Raw genomic sequence first — 24,752 nt, 5'->3', positions numbered from 1 at the left:
ATTCCTTGTCAGCGAAAGCCCGTCTGCGCGGGGTGAAAGCCCACGTGCACACAGTAGCGGTTGACCAGGGAAACCGCGTGCTAAATCACCGTGCATGTCGCTATTGGATAAGAAAACCTACAGGTTGAACTGCAAGGCGTTGCTCAAATCACCCATGGGCTTCTGGCCACGGGCGGTCATCGCGTCGTCGCGCAGCTTGAGGCCGTCCAGTTTCTCCAATTGGAATACCCGGGTGATCAACCGCAGGATCGACGCCGTGTCGTAAACCGTATGGTCCACCGTGCCCTTGCGCGCGAATGGCGAGACCACAATCGCGGGAATCCGTGTGCCAGGGCCCCAACGGTCGCCTTTTGGCGGTGCGACGTGGTCCCACCAGCCGCCGTTTTCATCCACCGTGATAATCACCACCATGTTTTTCCACTGCGGGCTTTCCTGCAGCATTTTCAGGGCGCGGGTGATATGGCGATCGCCCGAAGCCACGTCGGCATAACCGGCGTGCATGTTGAGGTTGCCCTGGGGTTTGTAGAACGTCACCGCCGGCAGTGTTCCGGCCAGGGCATCCGCCATGAAGCGGTTGGTGCTCGGCTCATCGCCCAGGCCGCCATCGCGCAGGCGTTTGTTGCGCTCAGCGCGGTTTTCCGGGCCTTGCTGCTTGAAGTAATTGAACGGCTGGTGGTGGTACTGAAAGCTCGGGATCTTTGGAATGGCCAGCGAATCCTTGTGCTCGTCGATCGTGGCCTGCCAGGCACCGCCGTACCAGGCCCAATCGACGTTCTTCTTCGACAGCTTATCGCCAATGTGTTCGTGGGACTGCGGCACCAGCACGCTGGGCAGATCGGGCTTGGCGTAGTCCGGGCGCTCGGGATCGCGGATCCAGGTCGGCCAGTAGGGAGGTGCCATGGTGTTGACCGCATAGCCGTCCGGCGTCAGTGCGCTGGGGCCGAATTGCGGGGGGCCGGTCATGGCGCTGGCCGGGGATTGGTCCAGCGGCTTGAGGCGCGTGCCGGTCGGGTCGTCGCCCTGCAGCGTGGCGATCTGGGATTTGGCCACGGAATTGGCGGCGTCCGGGTAAAACGGCACCTGAGCGCTGATCAAGTACTGGTGATTGAGGTACGAGCCGCCAAAGGCACCTTGAAAGAAGTTGTCGCAAAGCACGAACTCTTTGGCGACGTCCCACAAGCGCAATGAGTAGCGCGTTTGCGGGTAGTGACCAAACGTCAGCGCACCCGAGTCGGCCCAGGCGACAAAACTGTCGTTCTTGCCACCATTGATCTGCATCTGGTTCTGGTAAAACACGTGCCACAGGTCGCGAGTGACCAGGCTCAATGGCAGGTCTTCGCCGTTCGGACCTTTCAGTGCGTAAGGTGCGTTGGGCAAGTGCTCCTGATATTGGGTGGCGCTGGGGTAAACCACCCCGTCAATCGTCTGTGGCCCAAGCTGAGTCACGCCGCCCCAGACTTGCGGCAGCGTGTCCAGCAGGCTGCCGTCGCGGTCGCGTTGCTGGTAGTCGGCGGGTTTGAGTGCGGACAGCGGGCTTTCCACACCAGGGAAATCGGCAAACAGGTTGTTGAAACTGCGGTTCTCGCCGTAGATCACCACCACATTCTTCACGTTGTCGTGCAGGGCCTTGTCCAGTTCGGCAGGCGTCAGATCACGTTGGGTGACTGGGCCTGGCTGATCTGCCGGGCTGCCGCAGGCGCTCAGGGTCGCCCCGGCGCCAAGCACGGCAACGCCGCCTAAAAAGCGTCGACGGCTGGAGTCGGGGAGGGTGTCGGAGGGCTTTTTTACGGAATTCTGGTCTTCTATTTCGTTGGTCATCCGAGGCTTCTCGCGGCTGTTTTTAGTTTATTTGTTGCTGGATGTTTCGGTGAAGAGGCGGCAAATATGGCAAAACTTGAACGGTTCAGTCTATAAGGCGAGGCCTTAGGGCATAAAAGTTCTGAGGGTGACTCATGGGTTTTGTAGCGTGGCCGCGCTGCACTGCAATCCTGTGCACCTTGATCGGTGGCGTGCCGATCAAGGTGACGGAAGCGTGCCGGGCCTGGGGTGAAGCTTAGGCAGGAGATGTGACAGAAGCGTTTACGGCATCACGGGCGGCAGGTACTTGAGTGTCGTCCCCAGCGCCCACAGCAGGAACAGCACCAACGGCGTGTGCACCAGCAACTGCACAAACGAGAAGCCAATCAAATCCCGCGCCTTCAACCCCAATACGCCCAGTAACGGCAGCATGTAGAACGGGTTGATCAGGTTCGGCAGCGCCTCGGCCGCGTTGTAAATCTGCACCGCCCAGCCCAGGTGATACTGCAGGTCATTGGCCACTTGCATCACGTAAGGCGCTTCGATGATCCACTTGCCTCCGCCCGACGGGATAAAGAAGCCGAGCACCGCCGAGTACACGCCCATCAACAATGCATAGGTGTCGTGGGAGGCGATGGAGGTGAAGAACAGCGAGATATGGTGCGCCAGGGTCTGGCCGTCACCACCCTTGACCACGGTCATCAGCGCGGCAATCGAACCGTAGAGTGGGAACTGGATCAGCACGCCGGTGGTGGTGGGCACCGCACGGGCCACTGCATCGAGGAAGCTGCGCGGGCGCCAGTGCAGCAGGGCGCCAACCATGATGAACAGGAAGTTGTAGGTGTTCAGCCCCGAGATCGCGCTGATCGCGGGCTTGGTTGAAAACTCATGGAACAACCAACCGGCCGCCAGCAATGCCAGCAGGACGGTCAGCAACGGGCTGTGTTCCAGCCATTCGCCGGGGCGGGTCGGCGCCTGCAGCTTGGGCATGTTGAACGCCGGGTCGACGCCGCAGGCTTTGGCATCACGTGCGCTGTTCGGGCCGGGGGCGGTGGCGTAGGCAATGATCAGCGAGACCACGATCAATGCCAGCAACAGCACGCCGGATTGCCATAGGAAAATGGTGTCGTTGAACGGGATCACGCCGGTGATCGACAGGATCGACGGCGGCAGGCTGGCCGGGTTGGCCTGCAACTGCGCGGCGGACGATGACAGCCCCAGCGCCCATACGGCACCAAGCCCCAGGTAAGCGGCTGCACCGGCTGCGCGGTAATCCATGCGCAAATCTGTACGACGTGCCAGCGCCCGCACCAGCAAACCACCGAATACCAGGGACAGGCCCCAGTTCAGCAAGGAGGCGACCATCGAGATCAACGCTACCCAAGCCACGGCCGAGCGACCGTTCTTGGGGATACGCGCCAGACGGTCGATCAGTTTCACCGCTGGCGGAGAACTCGCGACCACATAACCGCCGATCACCACAAAGGCCATCTGCATGGTGAATGGAATCAGGCTCCAGAACCCGTCGCCGAACGCTTTGGCGGCTTCGGTCGGCGCGGCGCCCATGCCCAGTGTCGCCACGGCGACGATGATCACGGCGAGTGCCGCAAACACCCAGGAGTCTGGAAACCAGCGTTCGGCGAAGTTGGAGCAGCGCAGGGCAAATCGGGCATAGCGGCTTTCTTCGATAGCGTCGGCCACGAGTCTTTCCTCTTATAGTTATTAGGGTGAAGGCTATTTCCCGGCATGTTCCGCTACGGCCATTGATATGGGAATGCAGTTATCTTCATCGATCCATGAGGAAAACAAATATATCTGTCGCGATTGCCATCACTGGGTTCAGCTCATAACCTGCACGCCATTTTGTTTGTCTGCCGAGTCTTCACATGACTGCCACCTTTCCTGCACAGGCGCAGCGTTTTTCCCGCTCCGACTACAAAACCCTGGGCCTGGCCGCCCTGGGCGGTGCCCTGGAAATCTACGACTTCATCATCTTCGTTTTTTTCGCGTTGACCTTGAGCCAGCTGTTCTTTCCGCCGGAAATGCCTGAGTGGCTGCGCCTGCTGCAAAGTTTCGGCATTTTCGTCACCGGTTACTTGGCGCGCCCGCTGGGCGGCATCCTGATGGCGCACTTTGCCGATCATCTGGGGCGCAAGCGCGTGTTCAGCCTGAGCATCCTGATGATGGCGCTGCCGTGCCTGCTGATCGGGATCATGCCGACCTACGCGCAAATCGGTTATTTCGCACCGCTGATCCTGCTGGCGTTGCGCGTGCTGCAAGGCGCCGCGGTGGGCGGTGAAGTGCCCAGTGCCTGGACCTTCGTCGCCGAACACGCGCCGACCCACCATCGCGGTTACGCATTGGGTTTTCTGCAAGCCGGCCTGACCTTCGGTTACCTGCTCGGCGCACTGACGGCGACCCTGCTGGCGCAAGTCTTCACCCCGGTCGAAATCCTTGACTACGCCTGGCGCTTTCCCTTCCTGCTCGGCGGCGTGTTCGGTGTGATCGGCGTGTGGCTGCGTCGCTGGCTCAGCGAAACCCCCGTGTTCCTCGAAATGCAGGCCCGCCGCCAGGCCGCCGCCGAACTCCCTCTGCGCACCGTGCTGCGTGACCATCGCGCCGTGTTGCTACCGGCGATGATCCTCACCTGCGTGCTCACCTCTGCCGTTGTGGTGCTGGTGGTCATCACCCCGACCATGATGCAGAAAACGTTCGGCATGAGCCCCAGCCACACATTCGCCTTGAGCGCCCTGGGTATCGTGTTCCTGAATATCGGCTGTGTGCTGGCCGGCTTGCTGGTCGACCGCATCGGCGCCTGGCGCGCGGTGCTCGTCTACAGCCTGTTGCTGCCAGTGGGTATTGCGGTGCTGTACGCCAGCCTGATCAGCGGCGGTATCTGGCTGGGTGCGGCGTACGCCGTAGCGGGCTTGAGTTGCGGAGTAGTAGGCGCGGTGCCATCGGTGATGGTCGGCCTGTTTCCAGCGCAGGTGCGGGTGTCGGGAATTTCCTTTACCTACAACATTGCCTACGCGCTGTGGGCGAGTACCACGCCGTTGTTGCTGATTGCGCTGATGCCGACCAGCCCGTGGATTTGCGTGGGGTACTGCGTGGTGATGGGGGCGGTGGGCGTGGTAAGTGTGGCGCTGTTCGGTAAGCGCCACACCCTGGCTGCCTAAGGCTCAGGTCAGGAAGTGCCAGAGCAGCAGCGTACCGACCAGGCCCACCACGGACACAATAGTCTGCAACACCGACCACACCCAGATCGTCTGCTTCAACTGCAGGCCAAAGTACTCACGCACCATCCAGAACCCGGCGTCGTTGACGTGGCAAAAGAACACTGAGCCGGCGCCAATCGCCAGCGCGACCAACGAACTCTGGGTCGCTGCGAGCTCGGCCATCATCGGCGCGAGGATGCCTGCGGTGGTCGTGGTCGCGACGGTGGCCGAGCCGGTTGCCTGGCGCAACGCCACGGCGATCAACCAGGCCAGCAGCAGGTAAGGCATGTGCGCGCCTTCGGCGACCTTGCTGATGGTCTGGCTCACGCCGGCATCCAGCAGCGTTTGCTTGAGACCACCGCCAGCGCCGATGGTCAGCAGCAATACGGCGATGGGCGCGAGGGCCTTGCGCAGTGTGTTGCCGACTTCCGCGCGTGGCATGCCGGCAGCCCAGCCGAGGCAGATCACGGCGGCGATCACGGCCAGGCCGAGGGCGATCAGCGGTTCGCCGAGGAATTTCAGGGTCAGGCCGATGGCGCTTTCAGCCGGCAGCGCGACTTTGGCCAAGGTGCTGCCCAGCATCAGGATCACCGGCAGCAGAATGATCAGCAATGACACGGTAAAGCTTGGCTGGCGCGGTGCCTTGGGTGGTGCGCTGAACAGCGCGCCGATGTCGGCCGGCTCGTCTACGTGGAGACGTTTGGACAGCCAGTTGCCATAGATCGGGCCAGCCAGGATCACCGCCGGCACTGCCAGGCAGAAGCCCAGCAACATGGTCAACCCCAGGTCGGCATGCAACGCGCTCACTGCGATCAGCGGCCCCGGATGCGGTGGCATCAGGGCATGCAGGGTGGTCATGCCCGCCAGCGCCGGGATCGCGATTTTCAGCAGCGGCTGGTTCGAGCGTTTAGCCATCACCAAGATGATCGGCACCATCATCACCAAGCCCACTTCGAAGAACAGCGGGAGGCCGATCACCATGGCCACCAGCGCCATCACCCAGGGCAATGCCTTGCCCTTGCCCAACCCGAGCAAGGTGGTGGCGATACGGTCGGCAGCACCCGACTCCGCCATCAGTGCGCCGAGCATCGAGCCCAGGGCGATGATGATCCCGGCTTCACCGAGGATCGCCCCGGCGCCTTTGCTGAACGCCTTGGCCACTTCTTCGGGCGGCAGCCCGGCGCCGACCCCGGCGATAAAAGTACCGATCAGGATCGACAGGAACGGCGGCAATTTGGTCGCACTGATCAGCACGATGATGCTGGCGATGGCCAGCAGTACACAGAACATAAGGCGGGTGTCGTGAACCATCCACACGGCAGTCGATAACTCCAAAACAGGGCTCCTCATCGAACAGGTCGGGAAAATTGTTTCTTTTTGTTTCCTGCTCGAAAAGCATACCTGATACGACGTTGGCCAAGTGCTTATGTGCCGTTTTGGTGCGATCAGCGGTAAGAGGCGGTGATGCCCGCCGCAGAGCCATTGCTGTCGGATTTGTAATCTTTGCTCCACCGCCTTGATAAGTCGCGACGGCTACATTGCCCCCGCTTGTACTTCATGGGCGTGGAACTCTTGTTATGGCAATTTCCGTTAAAAAACTTCTCGGAGCGGGTGTGTTGTGGGTGGTTGCCAGCGCCGCCCAGGCACAAACCCTGACCCTCGATTCAGCCCTGCAAACCGCTTTCGCCAACAACCCCGATTTGGCGGCCGCGCAATGGGAAATCGACATCGCCCAGGGCGGGCGTCAGCAGGCCGGTTTGATCCCCAACCCGGTGGCTTCCTGGGATGTGGAAGACACCCGCCGCGACTCCCGCACCACCAGCATCAAGATCAGCCAGGCCCTGGAACTGGGCGGCAAACGGGGGGCGCGTATCGACGTCGCGTCCCGTGTGCAGGACGCCGCCGCATTGACGTTGGAGCAGCGTCGCAACAGCCTGCGCGCCGAAGTCATCGACAACTACTATGGTGCGCTGCGCGCACAGGAGCGCCTCGACCTGGCGCAGCGTTCCATGACGCTGGCCGAACGCGGGCTGGTTGTCGCCAACGGTCGGGTGACAGCAGGCAAAGCCTCGCCGGTGGAGGCCACGCGGGCCCAAGTGCAGTTGTCGGAGATTCGCCTGGAACGTGACCGCGCGCAGATGGGCCTCACTGATGCCTATCGTCGCCTGGCCGCCAGCACTGGCAGCGCGGCGCCGAACTTCCAGGCCGTCGCCACACGAAACCCTTCCACACTGGCCGTGCCGTCAGCCACCCAGTTGCTGGCACGTCTTGAGCAAACCGCCGAGTTGCGCCTGGCCGAACTGAGCATCCTGCAATACGAAGCCAGCATCGGCTTGGAAAAAGCCCAGCGTATTCCCGACCTCGATGTGTCCATCGGCAGCCAATACGATGCCAGCGTGCGTGAACGGGTGAACCTGGTCGGTGTGTCGATGCCGATCCCGTTGTTCAACCGCAACCAGGGCAATGTACTCGCCGCGACGCGTCGCGCCGACCAGGCTCGCGACCTGCGCAACGCCACCGAACTGCGCCTGCGTACCGAAACCCGCCAGGCCGTCGACCTGTGGCAGTCCGCGAATACCGAGGTGCGCGTATTCAATCAGCAGATCCTGCCCGCCGCTCAAAGCGCGGTGGACAGCGCCACCCGTGGTTTCGAAATGGGCAAATTCAGCTTCCTCGACGTGCTGGACGCCCAGCGCACCCTGATCGCGGCGCGCACCCAATACCTCACTGCCACCGCCCAGGCCACCGACGCCTGGGTGCGTATCGAGCGGATTTACGGCGATCTCGCCCGTTTTTGATTCTCTTTGGAGTCCACTATGAACAACCGACACGGCGTCGCACTCGCCGTCGCCCTGGGCCTGATGCTGTCCGGCCTCACCAGGGCCGACGAAGAAGAGGGCGCACTCGAACTCACCGAACAGCAGATCCAGGCGGCCGGCATTCAACTGGCGATGGCTGAACCGCGTTCAATCGGCACGCTGCTGACGTTACCGGGGGAAGTGCGCCTGGATGAAGACCGTACCTCTCACATCGTCCCGCGTGCGGCGGGCGTGGTGGAGTCGGTGAAGGTCAACCTCGGTCAGTCGGTGAAGAAGGGTGAGTTGCTGGCGGTGATCGCCAGCCAGCAGGTGTCCGACCAGCGCAGCGAGTTGGCGGCCAGCGAACGACGCGTCGAACTGGCACGCACCACCTTCCAGCGCGAACGCCAATTGTGGCAAGACAAAATCTCCGCCGAGCAGGATTACCTGTTGGCGCGCCAGACACTGCAAGAAGCCGAAATCGCCCTGAACAATGCCCGCCAGAAGATGACCGCGCTCAGTGGCAGTGCTGGGCTGGTTGGCGGCAATCGTTACGAACTGCGCGCGCCCTTTGCTGGCGTGGTCGTGGAAAAACACCTGGGCGTTGGCGAAGTCGTGGGTGAAACCAGTAACGCCTTCACCCTCTCGGACCTGTCCCACGTGTGGGTCACGTTCGGTGTATTTCCCAAGGACTTGAACAAGGTCCGGGTCGGCAAACCGGTCAACGTCAGCTCTACCGAAATGGGCACCGAAGTGCAGGGCACTGTGGCGTTTGTCGGCAACCTGCTCGGTGAACAAACCCGCACTGCCACCGTGCGCGTCAGTGTCGCCAACCCTGACGATGCGTGGCGCCCGGGCTTGTTCGTCAACGTGCAACTCGTCACAGATTCTTACGAGGCCAAGGTCACCGTCCCACAAACCGCAATCCAGACCGTCGAGGAAAAGCCCTCGGTCTTTGTACGCACGCCCGAGGGTTTCATCACCCGCCACCTGGAACTGGGGACGAGTGAAAACGGCTACGTTGAAGTGCGCCAGGGCCTTGAGGCCGGGGCACAGGTGGCTACTGTCGGCAGCTTCATCCTCAAGTCCGAACTGGGCAAAGGCTCGGCCGAACACGCCCATTGATCCCGCGAGTGATTCCCCATGTTTGAGCGCCTTATCCAATTTGCCATCGAGCAGCGCATCATCGTGCTGCTGGCGGTGCTGTTGATGGCCGGTGTCGGCATCGCCAGCTATCAGAAATTGCCCATCGACGCCGTGCCCGACATCACCAACGTGCAGGTGCAGATCAACTCGGCGGCGGCCGGGTTTTCGCCGCTGGAAACCGAACAGCGCATCACCTTTCCCATCGAAACCGCCATGGCCGGTTTGCCGGGTTTGCAGCAGACCCGTTCGCTGTCACGTTCCGGGTTGTCCCAGGTCACGGTGATCTTCAAGGACGGCACCGACCTGTTCTTCGCTCGCCAGTTGGTCAATGAGCGCTTGCAAGTCGCTCGTGAGCAATTGCCCTTGGGGATCGAAACGGCGATGGGGCCAATTTCCACCGGGCTTGGGGAAATTTTCCTATGGACCGTTGAGGCCAAGGAGGGCGCGCGCAAGGACGACGGCACGCCTTACACGCCGACTGACCTGCGCGTCATCCAGGACTGGATCATCAAGCCGCAACTGCGCAACGTGCCGGGCGTGGCCGAGATCAACACCATTGGCGGCTTCGCCAAGGAGTACCAGATTGCGCCCGACCCCAAGCGTCTGGCCGCCTACAACCTGACCTTGAATGACCTGGTCACCGCGCTGGAGCGCAACAACGCCAACGTCGGCGCCGGGTACATCGAGCGTAGCGGCGAGCAACTGCTGATCCGCGCGCCGGGGCAATTGGCGTCTATCGAGGACATCGCCAATATCGTCATTACCAGTTCGGATGGCACGCCGATTCGCGTGCGCAATGTTGCCCAGGTCGAGATCGGCCGTGAGCTGCGTACCGGTGCCGCCACGGAAAATGGCCGCGAAGTGGTGCTGGGCACCGTGTTCATGTTGATCGGCGAAAACAGCCGCAGTGTGTCCCAGGCCGTGGCGAAAAAGCTTGAAGCGATCAACCGTTCGCTGCCCGAGGGGGTGGTCGCCGTCACCGTCTACGACCGCACCAACCTGGTCGAAAAAGCCATTAGCACCGTGAAGAAAAACCTCTTCGAAGGCGCTCTTTTAGTGGTGGCAGTGTTGTTCCTGTTTTTGGGCAATATCCGCGCCGCGCTGATCACCGCGATGGTGATTCCCCTCGCGATGCTGTTCACCTTTACCGGCATGTTTACCAACAAAGTCAGCGCCAATTTGATGAGCCTTGGCGCGCTGGATTTCGGCATCATCGTCGATGGCGCGGTGGTGATTGTCGAGAACGCCATCCGCCGGCTGGCCCACGCACAGCACCGCCATGGCCGACTGCTGACTCGCAGCGAGCGCCTGCACGAAGTGTTTGCCGCCGCCAAGGAAGCACGACGGGCGCTGATCTTCGGGCAACTGATCATCATGGTGGTCTACCTGCCGATCTTCGCCCTCACCGGGGTGGCCGGGAAGATGTTCCACCCTATGGCGTTTACCGTGGTGATTGCCCTGTTGGGCGCGATGATTCTGTCGGTGACCTTCGTGCCGGCGGCGATTGCGCTGTTCGTCACCGGCAAGGTCAAGGAAGAAGAAAACCTTGTCATGCGCAGCGCGCGTCGGGTCTATGCACCGGTGCTGGACTGGGTGATGGCGCGTCGTCCGTGGGTGTTCGGTTTGGCCGTGTTGACCATCGTCGCCTCGGGCGTTGTAGCCAGCCGCATGGGCAGCGAATTTATCCCCAGCCTCAGCGAAGGCGATTTCGCCCAGCAGGCCTTGCGCGTGCCCGGCACCAGCCTGACGCAATCGGTGCAGATGCAACAGCAGCTGGAAAAAACCTTGATGGCCCAGGTGCCGGAAATCGAGCGGGTATTTGCGCGCACCGGAACTGCGGAAATTGCCTCCGACCCGATGCCACCGAACATTTCCGACAGCTACGTGATGCTCAAGCCCAAGGACCAATGGCCGGACCCGCGAAAGTCCCGCGAAACCCTGATCGCCGACATCCAGCGCGCCAGTGCGATTGTGCCGGGCAGCGCGTACGAGTTATCGCAGCCGATCCAGCTGCGTTTCAACGAGTTGATCTCCGGTGTGCGCAGCGATGTGGCGGTGAAGGTGTTTGGCGATGACATGGACGTGCTGAACAAGACCGCCGGGGAAATTGCCGAGACCCTGCAAAAGCTCGGTGGCGCCTCGGAAGTCAAAGTTGAACAGACCTCCGGCCTGCCGGTGCTGACCATCAATATCGACCGCGACAAAGCCGCGCGTTTTGGCCTGAATGTGGGCGATGTGCAGGACACCCTTGCCGTCGCTGTCGGGGGGCGCCAGGCGGGCACGCTCTACGAAGGTGACCGGCGTTTCGACATGGTCGTGCGCTTGTCTGACGCGCTGCGCACCGATATCGACGGGTTGTCGCGGTTGTTGATTCCGGTACCGGGTAATGCGTCTGGACAGTTGGGTTTCATTGCGTTGTCCCAGGTAGCGAGCCTGGACCTGGTGCTTGGCCCGAACCAGATCAGTCGTGAGAACGGCAAGCGTTTGGTGATCGTCAGTGCCAACGTGCGCGGACGCGATATCGGCTCGTTCGTGGAAGAGGCTGAGGCGGCGATTCTCGCTCAGGTCAAGGTGCCGGCGGGCTACTGGACCACCTGGGGCGGCCAATTCGAACAGTTGAAGGAAGCATCCGAGCGGTTGCGCATCGTGGTGCCGGTGGCGTTGCTGCTGGTGTTTGGTTTGCTGTTCATGATGTTCAACAACCTCAAGGACGGCCTGCTGGTATTCACCGGGATTCCGTTCGCCTTGACCGGTGGGATCATGGCGCTGTGGCTGCGGGATATTCCGCTGTCGATTTCGGCAGGAGTGGGCTTTATTGCCTTGTCCGGCGTGGCGGTGTTGAACGGCCTGGTGATGATTGCGTTCATCCGTAACCTGCGCGAGGAAGGGCGCTCATTGTCGATGGCGATAACCGAAGGCGCGCTGACCCGGTTGCGCCCGGTGTTGATGACGGCATTGGTGGCTTCCCTCGGGTTTATCCCCATGGCGCTGGCCACCGGCACCGGCGCCGAAGTGCAGCGGCCGTTGGCGACGGTGGTGATCGGCGGGATTATTTCTTCTACGTTGCTAACCTTGCTGGTGCTGCCGGCGCTGTATCAGTGGGCGCATCGCAAGGAAGAGGAAACACCAGGCTGAACCGCGTGAAACGGCCCGGCTGGCTGCTGACGTCGGCGTGCCCCTGATGCAGGTGCATGATCGACTGCACAATCGCCAGCCCAAGGCCGGTGCCGCCTTCAGCACGGGCGCGGCTGTTGTCGGCGCGGTAGAAACGCTCGAAAAGATGCGGCAGGTGATGGGCTTCGATGCCGCGCCCCGGGTTGCCCACCGACAGCGACACGCTCTGCTCATAGCTTTCCACCAGCAGCAAGACGCTGGCGTCGCGAGGGGTGTGGCGAATGGCGTTGGACAGCAGATTGGAAATGGCGCGCTGAATCATCAGGCGATCTCCCGTTACCCAGGCGTCGCCGCGCAGGGTCAGGCTGACGTTTTTGTCCTCGGCGCTGAGGGCGAACAACTCCATCACCCGCAGCGCTTCCTGCTCCAGCGACACCGGTGCAAACCCGGCCCGCGCCGCCGGGTGGCTGACCTGGGCCAGGAACAGCATGTCGGACACCATGCGCGACAGGCGTTCCATTTCCTCGGTGCAGGACTCCAGGCTGGCCTTGTATTCGTCCGAGGGCCGCTCGCGGGATAAAGTCACCTGGGCCTTGCCCATCAGGTTGGTCAAGGGAGCGCGCAGTTCATGGGCGAGGTCGTCGGAGAACTGCGTCAGTTGCTGCACCCCGGCGTCCAGGCGGTGCAGCATGAAGTTGATGCCCTGGGCCAGTTCGCCCAGCTCTTTGGGCAGGTTGTCCAGGGACAGCCGGTGGGTCAAGTCCTGGGTGCTGACTTTGGCTGCCACGCGGCTGAACTGCTGCAGCGGTGCAAGCCCGCGTTGCACCAGCCACCAGGCGCCCATGCCGATCAGGATCAGCAGCATCGGCAGGGCGATCACCGTGGAACGCAGGTAGGCACTGAGCAGCGCTTCATCATCAGAGCGGTCCAGGGATAGCAGCACGCGTACGTACTCGCCGCCTTGCAACGGCATCAGGCGCGTCGCACTGAGGATACGATTGCCCTGGCCGTCGACCCAGTTCAAATAAGCCAGGTTTTTACCGGTGGGCACGTCGAGCAACAGCGGTTGCTGGGGCTTGGCGCCGACGCTCAGCAGTACCGGCGCATCGGAGCGTGCGCCGATGATGGTCAGGTAGATATTGTCGTGGCCCATCACCAGGTCCAGCAGTGAGTGCGGGCGGTTAGTGATGCGGTGTTCATCGAGGCCCTGGCCGAGGGTATGGGCCAGTTGCTCCATTTTGTTTTCCAGGCCCTTGCGTGCCAGCTTGTCCAGTTCGTGGGTCAGGGCCAGGTACGCCAGGCTCGCCAGCAGCACAACCAACCCGGCGCCCATCAGGCTGACCGTCAGCCCCAGGCGCATCGACAGGCTACTGGTCTTCATGGGCGCGCCTCCAGCACGTAACCCACGCCGCGAATCGTGTGGATCAGCTTCACCTCACTCTGATCATCGACCTTGGCGCGCAGGCGGCTGATGGAGACTTCCACCACATTGGTGTCGCAGTCGAAGTTCATGTCCCACACCAGCGAGATGATCTGCGTGCGGGTCATCACCTCGCCGGCCTGGCGCATCAGCACGTGCAGCAAGGCAAATTCTTTGGTCGTCAGGTCGATCCGACGGTTGCCGCGATAGGCGCGATGCCGGCGTGGGTCCAGTTCCAGGTCCGAGACGCGCAGCACATCCGGCAGCGGGATGTGCTCGCTGCGTCGCAACAACGTGCGCACACGGGCCAGCAGCTCGGGGAACTCGAAGGGCTTGACCAGATAATCATCGGCGCCCATGTCCAGGCCCTTGATCTTGTCGGCCAGCCGCCCACGCGCGGTGAGCATCATCACGCGCTGGTTACCGTCGCGGCGCAGTTGCTCCAGCACTTCCCAGCCGTCGGTGTTAGGCAAGTTGACATCCAGGATCACCAATTCGTAGCTGTGTTGCCTGGCAAGGTGCAGGCCATCAATGCCGCTGGCGGCGCAATCGACGACATAACCGCTTTCGGTCAGGCCTTGCTGCAGGTAGTCGGCGGTTTTCTGTTCGTCCTCAACCACAAGGATACGCATGGGGAATTACCTTCAAAGAAAACGACAGGGGCATGGCCCCATAGCGAGGCTGAATTGAGCGTAGGAAAATTCTGAACCGTGAAGTAGCTTTAGGGTCAAGCCGCCTCAGGCAAGTGCGACGATTCGTCACTCAAGTCTGCACTCAAAAAAAAACGCCCCAACCGGGGCGTAAAAGTTCATCTCTGTTCCAAAGGAGCTACACAAAAGCCGCAGAGATGAGGTGTGTTCGATGTGCAGTGTAAAAAGTGCAACTTAACGAGAAGGTGAGGCCGATATTACAGTTCTGTCAGATTTCAACTTGTGAACAGATGTAGCGCATTAGAAAGTGAATGTAATTGGCCTGCCTCACAGCACCGCAATTGGATATTCGACAATCACCCGAACTTCTTCCAAGTCCGACTCAAATGCACTTGAGCGCACCGTCGCCTGGCGCAGTCGCAACGACAAATCTTTCAAACGGCCCGCCTGCACCACATAGCGGGCTTCGATATCCCGTTCCCAGCGGCGCTGATCGGTAAGCGGATTGCCGGCCCCATCACGGCGCATGTACACCGCGTTGGCGTTGCTGTAGTCAGCGCCGGAGCCTCTGCCGTAGCGGGTCATGAATGACAGGCCGGGAATGCCGAAGGCCTGCATGTCGAGGTCGTAGCGCACCATCCATGAGCGCTCCTTGGGCGAGTTGAAGTCGCTGTACTGGATCGAGTTGTTGAGGAAGATCGAGTCCGACTGGCGCAGGTAATCGAAGTCGTCATCGCCGTTGTTGCGCTGGTGCGAGACAGCCAGACTGTGGGCGCCGACTTTCACGCCGAGCCTGGCGCTCCAGATGTTGTTGTCGAATGCCCCCAGCCGCTTCTTACCTTCATCCACCGCCTTGTAGTAGTTGAAGTCGCCGAACAGCGAGACCTCGTCATTGAGTGGATAACGGGCGGCGCTGCCGAAATAGTACTGGTCCCAGGCGTCTTTCAAGCGACTGCTGTAGAGGCTGAAGCTAAGGTTTTTGTTGACGGTGTAGTCACCGCCGAAATAGCCGATCCAGGGCGAGTCGACCGGGCCTGCGTAGAAGGTGGCAAACCCCTTGTCCATGCCGCTTTGCGCAGGCTGGCTCATGCCGGTCAAGCGTCCGCCCTGCAAGCTCAGGCCTTCCAGGCTGGTGTTTTGCGCGGTGACGCCACGAAAGCTTTCGGGCAAGACGCGCGAATCGCCGTAGGCCACGACCGGGGTCAGCGGGAATACATCGCCGGCTTTGATCACGGTGTCCAGCACACGCAATTTCGCGGCACCCCCGACTTTGCTGTAGTTGTCTTCCGGGTGGTTGCTGCTGTCCACCGGCAACACGCCGAACGAACCTTTGCCACCGCTGCGACCGGTGCCCGAGTCGAGTTTCACGCCGACCATGGCAAATGCGTCCAGACCGAACCCCACGGTGCCTTGGGTAAAGCCGGATTCGAATCGTCCAATCAGTCCCTGCGCCCAGGCTTCTGAATAGCCGTTGCCGGTGGGGCTGGACTGGCCCTTGCGATCATCGCGATTGAAGTAAAAATTACGTGCCAGCACGTTAACGGTGCTGCCTTCGATAAACCCCTCGGGTGGGTCTTGCGCGGCCACAGCCGTGAAGGGCAAGGCGGCGCACAGTGAGAGGTGAAGGCTGTAGTGACGGATACGCATGGTTCGCTCCTGGTGACTGGCAGTGTTCAGCTTCTTATGGGAGTGGGCGTTCTTATTGATTTGGCCCGGGCTGATAGTTGCAAACCCTGGATAACGAAGACGTGGCATGAACATTACAATTATGGAAACTCACCGTTATCTAACAAATAAGTAATGTTCTGGTGAAGATTGCGTCAGGGTCAGTTGGTTAGTCTCGACACTGAACTTTCAATCGAGGAACTAAGCATGAACGTTTATTCAATCGGCCTGGGTGTGTTAACGGCAGTCTTGTCTTTTGGTGCCTTGGCTGAAGGCGGGGGCGATCGTACGTTCGCGCTGATGATGGAGCGTAATGAAAAGGCCATGGCCGACTACGCCGCCAAAAAGGGCAAGCCGGCACCCGAAGTCCAGGCCTATCGCTATGGCATGAAGCTGGACATTGCCGAGGTGGTCAACGTCACGCCACCGATCCGCTCGTGCAACACGGTGCCGTCGCGCATGACCTACGAAGACTCCAGCGGCAAGCTCAATACCCTTGAGTATCAAGTGATGGGCGTGTGCCGAAACAATGGCAGCTGATGGAGCTAAAAATATACTCGGGAATGGGGCTAAAGCCCTCTTCAGAAAACACCGGGAGCGCCGATGCAGGTCAGATCCATCTCCCCCATTAGATCATCGGTGCCCCATGTTCAACACCCGTTTGAAGCAGGAGCTGGCGGCTCTTCGCGAAGAGTTGTCCAGCTTGAATCAGGTCAAGGAGAGCCTGGAAAGTGAAATGCTGTGCCTGACGCTGGACGCCGAAGGCCGGGTGGAGTGGGCCAATGCCAACTTCCTGCAGGAACTGGTCTACCAGAGTGGCCAACTGCTTGGGCGTCCGATCGAAGACTTGGTGCCGGCCCACGTGCGCAAAGACGAGTTCCAGCTGCGCTTCAAGAACGCACTGGTGCGCGGCGAACATTTCGCCGGCACCGTGCGCTTGGTGCGCGGCAATGGCCAGGAAGTGTGGCTGCGCTCGATTGTGCAGCCAGTGCGCAGTTCCGATGGGCGCATCAAGCATTTCTCGATTTATTCCAGCGACCTCACTCGCACCATCGAGGCTTCCCGTGAGCATGAAAACCTGATCACCGCGTTGGTGCGTTCCACCGCGGTGATCGAGTTCGACCTTGGTGGCCACGTGCTGACGGCGAACGATCGCTTCCTCAGTGGCATGGGCTACAGCCTGGCGCAAATCCAGGGCAAACATCACCGCATGTTCTGCGAGCCGGAGGAATACAACAGCACCGAGTACCAGGACTTCTGGAAACGTCTGAACGCCGGTGAGTTCGTCGCGGCGCGCTTCAAACGCGTGGACAGCCATGGCCGTGTGGTCTGGCTGGAAGCCACCTACAACCCGGTGATGGATGCCACCGACCGGCTGTACAAAGTGGTCAAGTTCGCCACGGTGATCACCGATCAGGTCAACCAGGAACAGGCGGTTGCCGAGGCGGCAAACATGGCTTACAGCACTTCGTTGCAAACCGATAACAGCGCCCAACGCGGTACGACCGTCGTGACTCAGGCAGTGGATGTGATGCGCGACCTGGCCAAGCACATGCAACAGGCTGGCGAAGGCATTGAAGCGCTGAACGCCCAGTCCCAGGTGATCGGCACCATCGTCAATACCATCAGCGGCATTGCCGAGCAGACCAACCTGCTGGCGCTCAACGCCGCGATCGAAGCGGCGCGTGCAGGCGAGCAGGGGCGTGGTTTTGCGGTGGTCGCCGATGAGGTGCGGCAACTGGCCTCGCGTACCAGCAAGGCGACCGAGGAGATTGTGGGCGTGGTCCGTCAGAACCAGGACATGGCCCGCGATGCGGTCAGCCTGATGACCGACGGACGCCTGCAAGCCGAGCAAGGCCTGGCTCTGGCGGCCGAAGCGGGCACGGTGATCGTGGAGATCCAGGACGGCGCGCAAAAGGTGGTCAGTGCGGTGGGGCAGTTCGCCAACCAACTGTCGAGTTGAGCCTGGGGCTTCGGGTATCGTAGGCGCTTTCTGGCATAAAAGAGTCGACCGTCCATGAGCCCTACCCACCGTCGCCCCGTTCCGCTGTCCAAAGCCTACCGTTTGCTCAACCATGGCCCGACCGTGCTGGTGAGCGCCGCGCACAACGGCCAGCGCAATATCATGGCGGCTGCTTGGGCCATGCCGCTGGATTTCGAACCGCCGAAAGTCGCCGTGGTGCTGGACAAGGCCACTTGGACACGTCAATTGCTGGAAGGCGCCGGCACCTTTGTGCTCCAGGTGCCTTGCGCGGCCCAGGCGGATCTTGTGCAGACGGTCGGCAACACCACCGGCTCCGAGACTGACAAGTTTGCCGCTTACGGCTTGCAAACGTTCAAGGGAGAACACACCGAAGCACCGCTGCTGGAAGGTTGCGTGGCGTGGTTGGAATGCCGCCTGCTGCCCGAGCCTCACAACCAGCAGACTTACGATCTTTTCCTGGGTGAAGTCGTCGCGGCCTATGCCGACGACCGCGTATTCAGCGACGGCCGGTGGCACTTCGAAGGGCATGATGAACTGCGCACGTTGCACCATGTGGCAGGCGGGCATTTCTTGACCATCGGAGGTCAACTCCAGGCTTCGAGCTTGACGCCGCAGGCGTGAAACTCACCACTTCGGTGAGTACTGCCGGGACGGCGGATAGACCAGCGAGATCGTCCGACTGCGCCCGGCGACGGAGGGTGAGCGCATGAACCGCTTCGGCGTCCAGTACTGTTTCCTCGCACTCTCGCTCTGGCAGGCGCGGTGTTGGCGCTGCGCCTCAAGCGCCCGGCCGGGTCACCTGTCCTGGAAACGGTCTGACATTTTTACCCAGCGCGATGGTGGCATGCCGTAGGTGCTGCGAAACTGCCGGGTCATATGGCTCTGGTCGGTAAAGCCGGCGGTCATCGCCGCGTCCACCAACGATTGGCCCTGGGCCAGCAGGCTGCGCACCAGATCCAACCGACGCATGGTCAGGTAGCGGTAGGGGCTGGTGCCGAACAGCAAGCGAAAATCCCGCGACAAAGCCCAGCGGTCGCGGCCGGCATGGTTGGCCATTTCATCCAGGGTGATGCTGCGGCCCAGGGCGCTGTGGATAAATTCCCGCGCGCGCTCGGCGGCCACATAGTCGAAGGTCTTGCGGCTGATGATGGCGCCCGACACGTTGCTGAGCGCGTGGGCCAGGTCGAACAGGGCGTCCTGTTCCTGCAACGGGTCGATGGGGTTTTCGAGGTTCTGCAGCAGCACTTCGCTGGCGCGGAACAGCCTCGGATCCGTGGATAAACCGTTAGGGATGAACGGCAACGGCTTGCCGCCGAGAATCTGCTGGATCAGCGACGGCTCGACATAAATCATCCGGTACTTGAACCCTTCGTCGCTGCCCGCATGACCGTCGTGGGTCTCATCGGGGTGCAGGACCATGGTGGTGCCGGGCAGGCTGTGGACCATGTCGCCGCGGTAGTGAAAACTCTGCACACCCATCAGCGTCCGCCCAATGGCATAGGTGTCATGGCGATGCGGGTCGAAGGCGAAGCCGGCAAAATAGGCCTCGATACGGTCCAGGCCGCTGGCATGTGGGGCGCGGTGCAGCCAGTCGAGGATGGCGGTGGGTTTGCCCATGGTGGCGTGTCACAAAAAAGAGAGGGAAGTACGTTAACCCAGTCTGGCTCGGATTGTCTGCCGAGGTCTTGTACGATTGTGCAGGGTGTGGGCGAGGCCTATGATTGCTGTTCGTGCCTTGCACTGATGGAGCGGCCTCTCATGGATTTTTCCAACCCCGCCTACCTGGCGCCCCTGGTTTCGCTGGCCCTGCTGTGGACGGTGGCAGTGGTGACGCCCGGCCCCAACTTTTTCAACACGGCGCAATTGGCCGCCAGTTGTTCGCGCCGCCATGGCGTGGTGGCATCGGCCGGCGTGGCGACGGGTACCATCCTGTGGGGACTGGCCGGAGGCCTGGGGATCAAGTCCTTGTTTACCGCTGCGCCGATGCTGTACCTGGCGTTCAAGATCATGGGTGGCTGCTACTTGATCTACCTCGGGTTGAAGCTATTCAGGCGCTCGGCACCGGCCATGGGCCAGGGCATGCTGTCGGCTGAGGCACGGCGTTCGTTGTTTTCCGCATGGCGGCTGGGCCTGCTGGGCAACTTGTCCAACCCCAAGGCGGCGCTGTTTGTGGCCACCATCTTCGCGTCCACCATGCCGCCGTCTCCCTCGCCGATGCTGCTGACCCTGGCGGTAATCACCATGGCCACCTTGTCGTTCAGCTGGTATTCGTGTGTGGCCCTGGTGTTTTCCAGTCAGCGCATGGCCGACCTTTACAGCCATTCACGCAAATGGCTCGACCGCTTTGCCGGGGGCTGCTACCTGTTGTTCGGTGCACATCTGGTAGCGAATCGCTGACCACACGTGGTAAGAAGCCTTACTTTCAACAGTGAGGCCGGTTCATGAGCAAGGTGCGGGTAGGTATTATTTTTGGTGGCCGGTCGGCCGAGCATGAAGTCTCGTTGCAGTCGGCGCGCAACATTGTTGATGCGCTGGATCGCTCCCGTTTCGAGCCGGTGCTGATCGGCATCGACAAGGCCGGCCACTGGCACCTCAACGACACATCGAATTTCCTGCTCAACCAGGAAAACCCGGCCCTGATCGCCCTCAACCAGTCCAACCGCGAACTGGCGGTCGTGCCCGGCAAGGCCAACCAGCAACTGGTGGAAACTTCGGGCACGGGCCTGCTTGAGCATGTGGATGTGATCTTCCCCATTGTCCACGGCACCCTCGGCGAAGACGGTTGCCTGCAAGGCCTGTTGCGCATGGCGGACTTGCCTTTCGTCGGCTCCGACGTGCTCGGCTCGGCCGTGTGCATGGACAAGGACATCAGCAAGCGCTTGCTGCGCGATGCTGGCATTGCGGTCACCCCGTTCATCACCCTGACCCGTAGCAACGCGGCACGTACGCCGTTTGAGGCTGCGGTGAACAAGCTCGGCCTGCCGATGTTCGTTAAACCCGCGAACCAGGGTTCCTCGGTAGGCGTGAGTAAAGTCGGCGATGAAGCCGAGTACCACGCGGCCGTCGAACTGGCCCTGGGTTTTGATGAAAAGGTGTTGGTTGAATCCGCCGTAAAAGGCCGTGAAATCGAATGCGCCGTGCTCGGCAATGAAAACCCCATCGCCAGTGGTTGTGGGGAGATCGTGGTGAGCAGCGGTTTCTATTCCTACGACAGCAAGTACATTGACGACCAGGCTGCCCAGGTGGTGGTGCCGGCCGATATCAGCCAGGAAGCCAGCGAGCGCATTCGCGGGTTGGCCATCGAGGCGTTCGAGGTGCTGGGCTGTTCCGGTCTGGCACGGGTCGACGTGTTCCTCACCGACGACGGTGAAGTGCTGATCAACGAAATCAACTCACTGCCCGGCTTCACCCGCATCAGCATGTACCCCAAGTTGTGGCAGGCGGCGGGCATGAGCTACAGCGAGCTGGTGAGCCGGTTGATCGAGCTGGCATTGGAGCGGCATGCGGGGCGTAAGGGGTTGAAGATCAGTCGGTGAGACGAGCAATCCACGAATAGATCAACGTCTTCTGTTCCTCCGGGTTATGCGTCCTTCGGCGATAGCTGGCAAAGGTGGGAGAGGTGCAGTAAGTGCACACCTTACTCACCTCGATCTGCTCCCGCCGGATGCCGGCTGCTTGCAGCAACATCACCCCATAGCCACTCAAATCAAACCACGCACTGCCCGCATGCCTGGCGTGGGGTGGTGCGATTTCAGGTGGCAGCAACGGCGCGGGTTGCGCGGCGCTCCACGGCGCTCGCCCGTTCAACCACAAGTGCCCCTGATCCGCCTGGAACTGTGTGATAAACCCCTCGCTCACCTCATAGCAGCATGGCTTGATCGACGGTCCGATCGCCACCCGCAACTGGTCGACGGCAATGCCTTCATCAGCAAAACGCTGCACGGCGTTAGCTACAATCCCGCCTTGCAAGCCTTTCCACCCGCCATGGACGGCCGCTACCTTCTCGCCGTTTGTGGCGGCGATGAGAATGGGCAGGCAATCGGCCGTGATCACCGCGATGGGGTGGGGCTCGCCGGTATATACCCCATCCGCCTCCACCGTATTGGGCACCGCGCCGGCTTGCCATTCAATCACTGAGGCGCTGTGCATTTGCTTGCAGATGAACACCGCTTCCGGGCGCAGCGGATCATCGATCGAACAAAAACCGTGGTCGATGCCGGGGATGGCGCCTAGGTTGTCTGCTTGCTGCACGGGCGTTTCTCCGTTGAATGATTAATCAGTCGCCGACCGCTTCGCCTTCACGCCGAGGGTCGGCGCCGCCGCTCAGCGACACCTTGCCCTGGGCATCCCGGGTGAGGACGATGGCCTGGATGCCGCTGGTCATATCGATCTCGCTCAGCGCATGGCCTTTGTCCTTGAGGGCCTGTTTCAGCGCGGGGCTGAACAGGCCGCTTTCCAGTTCGGTCGCGCCATTGCGGCTGCCGAAGTTGGGCAGGCTGATGGCGGCTTGCGGATCGAGTTTCCAGTCGAGCATCGCCACCAGCGACTTGCTCACGTACTCGATGATTTGTGAGCCACCGGGGGAGCCGACCGTGGCCAGTAACTCGCCGCTCTTGCGGTCGAACACCAGGGTCGGCGCCATGGCCGAACGCGGGCGTTTACCCGGCTCGACACGGTTGGCCACGGGCTGGCCGTTTTCCTCGGGGATAAACGAAAAGTCGGTCATCTGGTTGTTGAGCAGGAAGCCCTGGACCATGACATGGGCGCCAAACGCCGCTTCCACCGTGGTGGTCATCGACACGGCGCCGCCGAGGTCATCCACCGCCACCACTTGCGACGTGGAAATGCGCAGCGGCGAGCGATCCGGTGCGTAGGCCACCTGGATGCCCGCCGGCACGCCCGGCTTGGCGATGCCCATGCTGCGCGCGCCGATCAGGGCGGCACGTTTTGCCAGGTAATCCGGTGCGACAAGGCCCGCCACCGGCACCGGGACGAAGTCCGCGTCGGCGACGTAGAGGCCACGATCGGCAAAGGCCAGGCGTCCGGCTTCGGCCAACAGGTGCACGGCTTCGGGGGTTGGCTCAAGGCCGGCGGGCGACGGGCTTTTCAGCGGTTGCATCGCTGCGATGGCCAGGGCAGGATCGCGGGCTTCCAGCGCCTGCAAGGTGCCGAGGATTTGTGCGATGGCGACGCCGCCCGAGGATGGCGGCGGCATGCCGCAGACTTTCCATTGTTTGTAATCGGTGCACAGCGGCGTGCGTTCCTTGGCGGTATAGCCCTTGAGGTCCGCCTGGGACAGGCTGCCGGCGTTGCGATGGCCCTGCACCTTGCGTGCGATCTCATCGGCAATCGGCCCTTGGTACAGCGCATCCGGCCCTTCCTTGGCGATGCGTTTGAACACATCGGCCAGCGCCGGGTTTTTCAACAGGGTACCGGTGGCTTTGGGTGTGCCATCGGCGTTCAGGAAGTACGCCGCCATGTCCGGCGATTGCGCGATATAGCGGTCGGCCGCGATCAGGCTGTGCAGGCGTGGAGAAATGGCAAAACCCTGTTCCGCCAACCGGATCGCCGGCTCGAACAGCTCGGCCCATTGCAGATGACCGGTCTTCTTGTGCGCCATTTCGAGCGCACGCAATACCCCAGGGGTGCCGACCGAGCGTCCGCCGATCTGCGCTTCCGGAAATGCCATCGGCTTGCCGTCAGCCCTCAGGAACAACTGCTGCGTCGCCCCGGCCGGAGCGGTTTCTCGGCCGTCATAGGCGTGCACCTTTTTCCCGTCCCAGAGCATGATGAACGCGCCACCGCCGATGCCGGAAGACTGCGGCTCCACCAGGGTCAACACCGCCTGCATCGCAATCGCCGCATCGATCGCCGAACCGCCCTTGCGCAGCATTTCGCGCCCGGCCTCGGCCGCCAGCGGGTTGGCGGCCGCTGCCATATGACGCTTGGCCTGTTGGGTGGTGAGGTCGGTGCGATAGCCTGAACCCAGCTCCGGTGCCGGTGGCGGTTCGTTGACAGAGGTGTTGCATGCAGCCAGGGCAAGGGCTGCGGCAATCACCGACAGTTGACGGCGGGAAATCGAAAACACGCGCTGAACTCCGTTCATTTTGAGAATGATCTGTTGTCCTTGGGGCACTGCTTTTTACAGGTAAATCGTGCCTTGCAGGTAGAGCACGGCATGGCCGGAAATGATCACGCGGTCACCCTTGAGTTCGCAGCGCAGCTGGCCGCGGCGCGTTCCGCCTTGCTCCGCTGTCATGCTCGACTTGCCCAAGCGTTCGGCCCAGAACGGCGCCAGTGACGTATGGGCCGAGCCGGTGACCGGGTCTTCATTCACGCCCACGTTGGGCCCGAACCAGCGGGAGATAAAATCGAACCGTGCGCTTTTGGCGGTCACTGCAATCCCGCGTTTCGGCAAACCCTTGAGGTGGGCAAAATCCGGTTTCAGTGCGGCGACTTGCGCTTCGTCTTCCAGCAACACGATGTAGTCATCGGTGCTGAACACTTCGGCCTGTTCAATGCCCAGCGCGCTCAACATTCCATCGGGTGGCTCACAAGGCTGGGGTTGCTTGGCCGGGAAGTCCATTGCCAACTCGTCACCGTTACGCGTGACCCGCAGTTCGCCACTGCGTGTCGCAAAGCGCAACACTTCAGGCGCATCCCCCAGCAGGTGAATCAACACCCAGGCCGCCGCAAGTGTGGCGTGGCCGCACAGGTCCACTTCGACCTCCGGGGTAAACCAGCGCAACTCGTAGAACTCGCCACGGGGTACGAAATAGGCGGTTTCGGAGAGGTTGTTTTCCGCTGCGATGTTTTGCAGTTGCTCATCGCTGAGCCACTCGGTCAGCGGGCACACCGCAGCCGGGTTGCCGCCAAAGACCGATTGACTGAAAGCGTCGACTTGAAAGATATCCAGTTTCATCGAAAGCACTCCGTGTAGGGATGGAGCCGGACACTAACAGT

The 24,752-nt window shown here is 61.5% G+C and carries 19 protein-coding genes; 9 read left to right on the top strand and 10 right to left on the bottom strand.

Annotated elements, in window-relative coordinates:
• Positions 1 to 117: 117 nt before the first annotated feature.
• Entirely contained in the window at positions 118 to 1,818 is a 1,701-nt protein-coding gene (gene acpA, locus AB4O08_RS09220) for an acid phosphatase (RefSeq protein ID WP_460114824.1), read from the bottom strand.
• A gap of 261 nt (positions 1,819 to 2,079) precedes the next feature.
• Entirely contained in the window at positions 2,080 to 3,498 is a 1,419-nt protein-coding gene (locus AB4O08_RS09215) for a short-chain fatty acid transporter (RefSeq protein ID WP_010213387.1), read from the bottom strand.
• Between the two features lie 185 nt (positions 3,499 to 3,683).
• Between AB4O08_RS09215 and AB4O08_RS09210 the strand changes: the two genes are divergently transcribed.
• Positions 3,684 to 4,973, top strand: coding sequence for an MFS transporter (locus AB4O08_RS09210; protein WP_010213385.1), 1,290 nt, complete (start codon positions 3,684 to 3,686; stop codon positions 4,971 to 4,973).
• Between the two features lie 3 nt (positions 4,974 to 4,976).
• On the opposite strand, the gene AB4O08_RS09205 is transcribed toward AB4O08_RS09210, so the two are convergent.
• Positions 4,977 to 6,347 carry a GntT/GntP/DsdX family permease gene (locus AB4O08_RS09205; protein ID WP_460114823.1) on the bottom strand — a complete coding sequence of 457 codons (1,371 nt, stop codon included), beginning with the start codon at positions 6,345 to 6,347 and terminating at the stop codon, positions 4,977 to 4,979.
• Positions 6,348 to 6,589: 242 nt separating this feature from the next.
• Between AB4O08_RS09205 and AB4O08_RS09200 the strand changes: the two genes are divergently transcribed.
• The 3 genes from AB4O08_RS09200 to AB4O08_RS09190 are packed head-to-tail and all read left to right on the top strand — an operon-like array spanning position 6,590 to position 12,091.
• Entirely contained in the window at positions 6,590 to 7,810 is a 1,221-nt protein-coding gene (locus AB4O08_RS09200; RefSeq protein ID WP_031290791.1) for a TolC family protein, read from the top strand.
• An 18-nt stretch (positions 7,811 to 7,828) separates the two neighbouring features.
• Positions 7,829 to 8,935 carry an efflux RND transporter periplasmic adaptor subunit gene (locus AB4O08_RS09195; protein WP_010213379.1) on the top strand — a complete coding sequence of 369 codons (1,107 nt, stop codon included), beginning with the start codon at positions 7,829 to 7,831 and terminating at the stop codon, positions 8,933 to 8,935.
• An 18-nt stretch (positions 8,936 to 8,953) separates the two neighbouring features.
• On the top strand, positions 8,954 to 12,091 hold the full coding sequence (locus tag AB4O08_RS09190) for a CusA/CzcA family heavy metal efflux RND transporter (RefSeq protein ID WP_460114822.1): 3,138 nt from the start codon (positions 8,954 to 8,956) through the stop codon (positions 12,089 to 12,091).
• Here AB4O08_RS09190 and AB4O08_RS09185 read toward each other — a convergent pair.
• The 3 genes from AB4O08_RS09185 to AB4O08_RS09175 form a co-directional block, all read right to left on the bottom strand.
• A complete protein-coding gene (locus tag AB4O08_RS09185; protein WP_431480188.1) occupies positions 12,015 to 13,451 on the bottom strand; it encodes a heavy metal sensor histidine kinase in 1,437 nt (478 codons plus the stop codon). The genes AB4O08_RS09190 and AB4O08_RS09185 overlap by 77 nt on opposite strands.
• Complete coding sequence (locus AB4O08_RS09180; protein WP_010213373.1) at positions 13,448 to 14,122, bottom strand: heavy metal response regulator transcription factor; 675 nt, start codon at positions 14,120 to 14,122, stop codon at positions 13,448 to 13,450. The genes AB4O08_RS09185 and AB4O08_RS09180 overlap by 4 nt, the downstream gene beginning before the upstream one ends.
• A 345-nt stretch (positions 14,123 to 14,467) precedes the next feature.
• Positions 14,468 to 15,787, bottom strand: a complete 1,320-nt coding sequence (locus tag AB4O08_RS09175; RefSeq protein ID WP_042571028.1) for an OprD family porin — start codon at positions 15,785 to 15,787, stop codon at positions 14,468 to 14,470.
• A 225-nt stretch (positions 15,788 to 16,012) separates the two neighbouring features.
• On the opposite strand from AB4O08_RS09175, the gene AB4O08_RS09170 reads away from it, so the two are divergent.
• From AB4O08_RS09170 to AB4O08_RS09160, 3 genes are all read left to right on the top strand, one after another.
• Positions 16,013 to 16,345 carry a DUF2790 domain-containing protein gene (locus AB4O08_RS09170; protein ID WP_042571029.1) on the top strand — a complete coding sequence of 111 codons (333 nt, stop codon included), beginning with the start codon at positions 16,013 to 16,015 and terminating at the stop codon, positions 16,343 to 16,345.
• A gap of 106 nt (positions 16,346 to 16,451) precedes the next feature.
• Complete coding sequence (locus AB4O08_RS09165; protein WP_042571030.1) at positions 16,452 to 17,768, top strand: methyl-accepting chemotaxis protein; 1,317 nt, start codon at positions 16,452 to 16,454, stop codon at positions 17,766 to 17,768.
• Between the two features lie 54 nt (positions 17,769 to 17,822).
• Positions 17,823 to 18,410 carry a flavin reductase family protein gene (locus tag AB4O08_RS09160; RefSeq protein WP_021491955.1) on the top strand — a complete coding sequence of 196 codons (588 nt, stop codon included), beginning with the start codon at positions 17,823 to 17,825 and terminating at the stop codon, positions 18,408 to 18,410.
• A gap of 174 nt (positions 18,411 to 18,584) precedes the next feature.
• Here the strand turns inward: AB4O08_RS09160 and AB4O08_RS09155 are convergent, their stop codons facing one another.
• Complete coding sequence (locus tag AB4O08_RS09155; RefSeq protein ID WP_010213364.1) at positions 18,585 to 19,406, bottom strand: AraC family transcriptional regulator; 822 nt, start codon at positions 19,404 to 19,406, stop codon at positions 18,585 to 18,587.
• A gap of 141 nt (positions 19,407 to 19,547) precedes the next feature.
• On the opposite strand from AB4O08_RS09155, the gene AB4O08_RS09150 reads away from it, so the two are divergent.
• Positions 19,548 to 20,186: a LysE family transporter gene (locus AB4O08_RS09150; protein ID WP_460114821.1), complete on the top strand. Its 639-nt coding sequence runs from the start codon at positions 19,548 to 19,550 to the stop codon at positions 20,184 to 20,186.
• A gap of 44 nt (positions 20,187 to 20,230) precedes the next feature.
• Positions 20,231 to 21,325, top strand: coding sequence for a D-alanine--D-alanine ligase (gene ddlA, locus AB4O08_RS09145; RefSeq protein WP_042571032.1), 1,095 nt, complete (start codon positions 20,231 to 20,233; stop codon positions 21,323 to 21,325).
• Here the strand turns inward: ddlA and pgeF are convergent.
• From pgeF to AB4O08_RS09130, 3 genes are read right to left on the bottom strand one after another with little or no spacing between them, the layout of a single operon-like run.
• Positions 21,315 to 22,040, bottom strand: coding sequence for a peptidoglycan editing factor PgeF (gene pgeF, locus AB4O08_RS09140; protein ID WP_042571033.1), 726 nt, complete (start codon positions 22,038 to 22,040; stop codon positions 21,315 to 21,317). The two genes, ddlA and pgeF, sit on opposite strands and share 11 nt — an antisense overlap.
• A gap of 25 nt (positions 22,041 to 22,065) precedes the next feature.
• The gene (ggt, locus tag AB4O08_RS09135; protein ID WP_021491950.1) at positions 22,066 to 23,895 is read right to left on the bottom strand and encodes a gamma-glutamyltransferase; all 1,830 of its coding nucleotides are present in this window, start codon (positions 23,893 to 23,895) and stop codon (positions 22,066 to 22,068) included.
• A gap of 36 nt (positions 23,896 to 23,931) precedes the next feature.
• Positions 23,932 to 24,711 (bottom strand): PhzF family phenazine biosynthesis protein, encoded by a 780-nt coding sequence (locus tag AB4O08_RS09130; RefSeq protein ID WP_010213357.1) that lies wholly within the window; start codon positions 24,709 to 24,711, stop codon positions 23,932 to 23,934.
• Positions 24,712 to 24,752: the final 41 nt, after the last annotated feature.

The sequence above is a fragment of the Pseudomonas sp. H3_E07 genome (assembly GCF_054668895.1).
The sequence above is the reverse complement of the archived record's forward strand: the minus strand, read 5'-3'. Positions and strand labels throughout refer to the sequence as shown.

Excerpts from the sequence above, each read along its gene's own strand:
- AB4O08_RS09180 (WP_010213373.1), bottom strand. The coding sequence starts at position 14,122 with ATGCGTATCCTTGTGGTTGAGGACGAACAGAAAACCGCCGACTACCTG.
- AB4O08_RS09175 (WP_042571028.1), bottom strand. The coding sequence starts at position 15,787 with ATGCGTATCCGTCACTACAGCCTTCACCTCTCACTGTGCGCCGCCTTG.
- AB4O08_RS09190 (WP_460114822.1), top strand. The coding sequence starts at position 8,954 with ATGTTTGAGCGCCTTATCCAATTTGCCATCGAGCAGCGCATCATCGTG.
- AB4O08_RS09195 (WP_010213379.1), top strand. The coding sequence starts at position 7,829 with ATGAACAACCGACACGGCGTCGCACTCGCCGTCGCCCTGGGCCTGATG.
- AB4O08_RS09200 (WP_031290791.1), top strand. The coding sequence starts at position 6,590 with ATGGCAATTTCCGTTAAAAAACTTCTCGGAGCGGGTGTGTTGTGGGTG.
- AB4O08_RS09170 (WP_042571029.1), top strand. The coding sequence starts at position 16,013 with ATGAACGTTTATTCAATCGGCCTGGGTGTGTTAACGGCAGTCTTGTCT.
- ggt (WP_021491950.1), bottom strand. The coding sequence starts at position 23,895 with ATGAACGGAGTTCAGCGCGTGTTTTCGATTTCCCGCCGTCAACTGTCG.
- AB4O08_RS09165 (WP_042571030.1), top strand. The coding sequence starts at position 16,452 with ATGTTCAACACCCGTTTGAAGCAGGAGCTGGCGGCTCTTCGCGAAGAG.
- AB4O08_RS09150 (WP_460114821.1), top strand. The coding sequence starts at position 19,548 with ATGGATTTTTCCAACCCCGCCTACCTGGCGCCCCTGGTTTCGCTGGCC.
- acpA (WP_460114824.1), bottom strand. The coding sequence starts at position 1,818 with ATGACCAACGAAATAGAAGACCAGAATTCCGTAAAAAAGCCCTCCGAC.
- AB4O08_RS09185 (WP_431480188.1), bottom strand. The coding sequence starts at position 13,451 with ATGAAGACCAGTAGCCTGTCGATGCGCCTGGGGCTGACGGTCAGCCTG.
- AB4O08_RS09160 (WP_021491955.1), top strand. The coding sequence starts at position 17,823 with ATGAGCCCTACCCACCGTCGCCCCGTTCCGCTGTCCAAAGCCTACCGT.
- ddlA (WP_042571032.1), top strand. The coding sequence starts at position 20,231 with ATGAGCAAGGTGCGGGTAGGTATTATTTTTGGTGGCCGGTCGGCCGAG.
- AB4O08_RS09155 (WP_010213364.1), bottom strand. The coding sequence starts at position 19,406 with ATGGGCAAACCCACCGCCATCCTCGACTGGCTGCACCGCGCCCCACAT.
- AB4O08_RS09210 (WP_010213385.1), top strand. The coding sequence starts at position 3,684 with ATGACTGCCACCTTTCCTGCACAGGCGCAGCGTTTTTCCCGCTCCGAC.
- AB4O08_RS09130 (WP_010213357.1), bottom strand. The coding sequence starts at position 24,711 with ATGAAACTGGATATCTTTCAAGTCGACGCTTTCAGTCAATCGGTCTTT.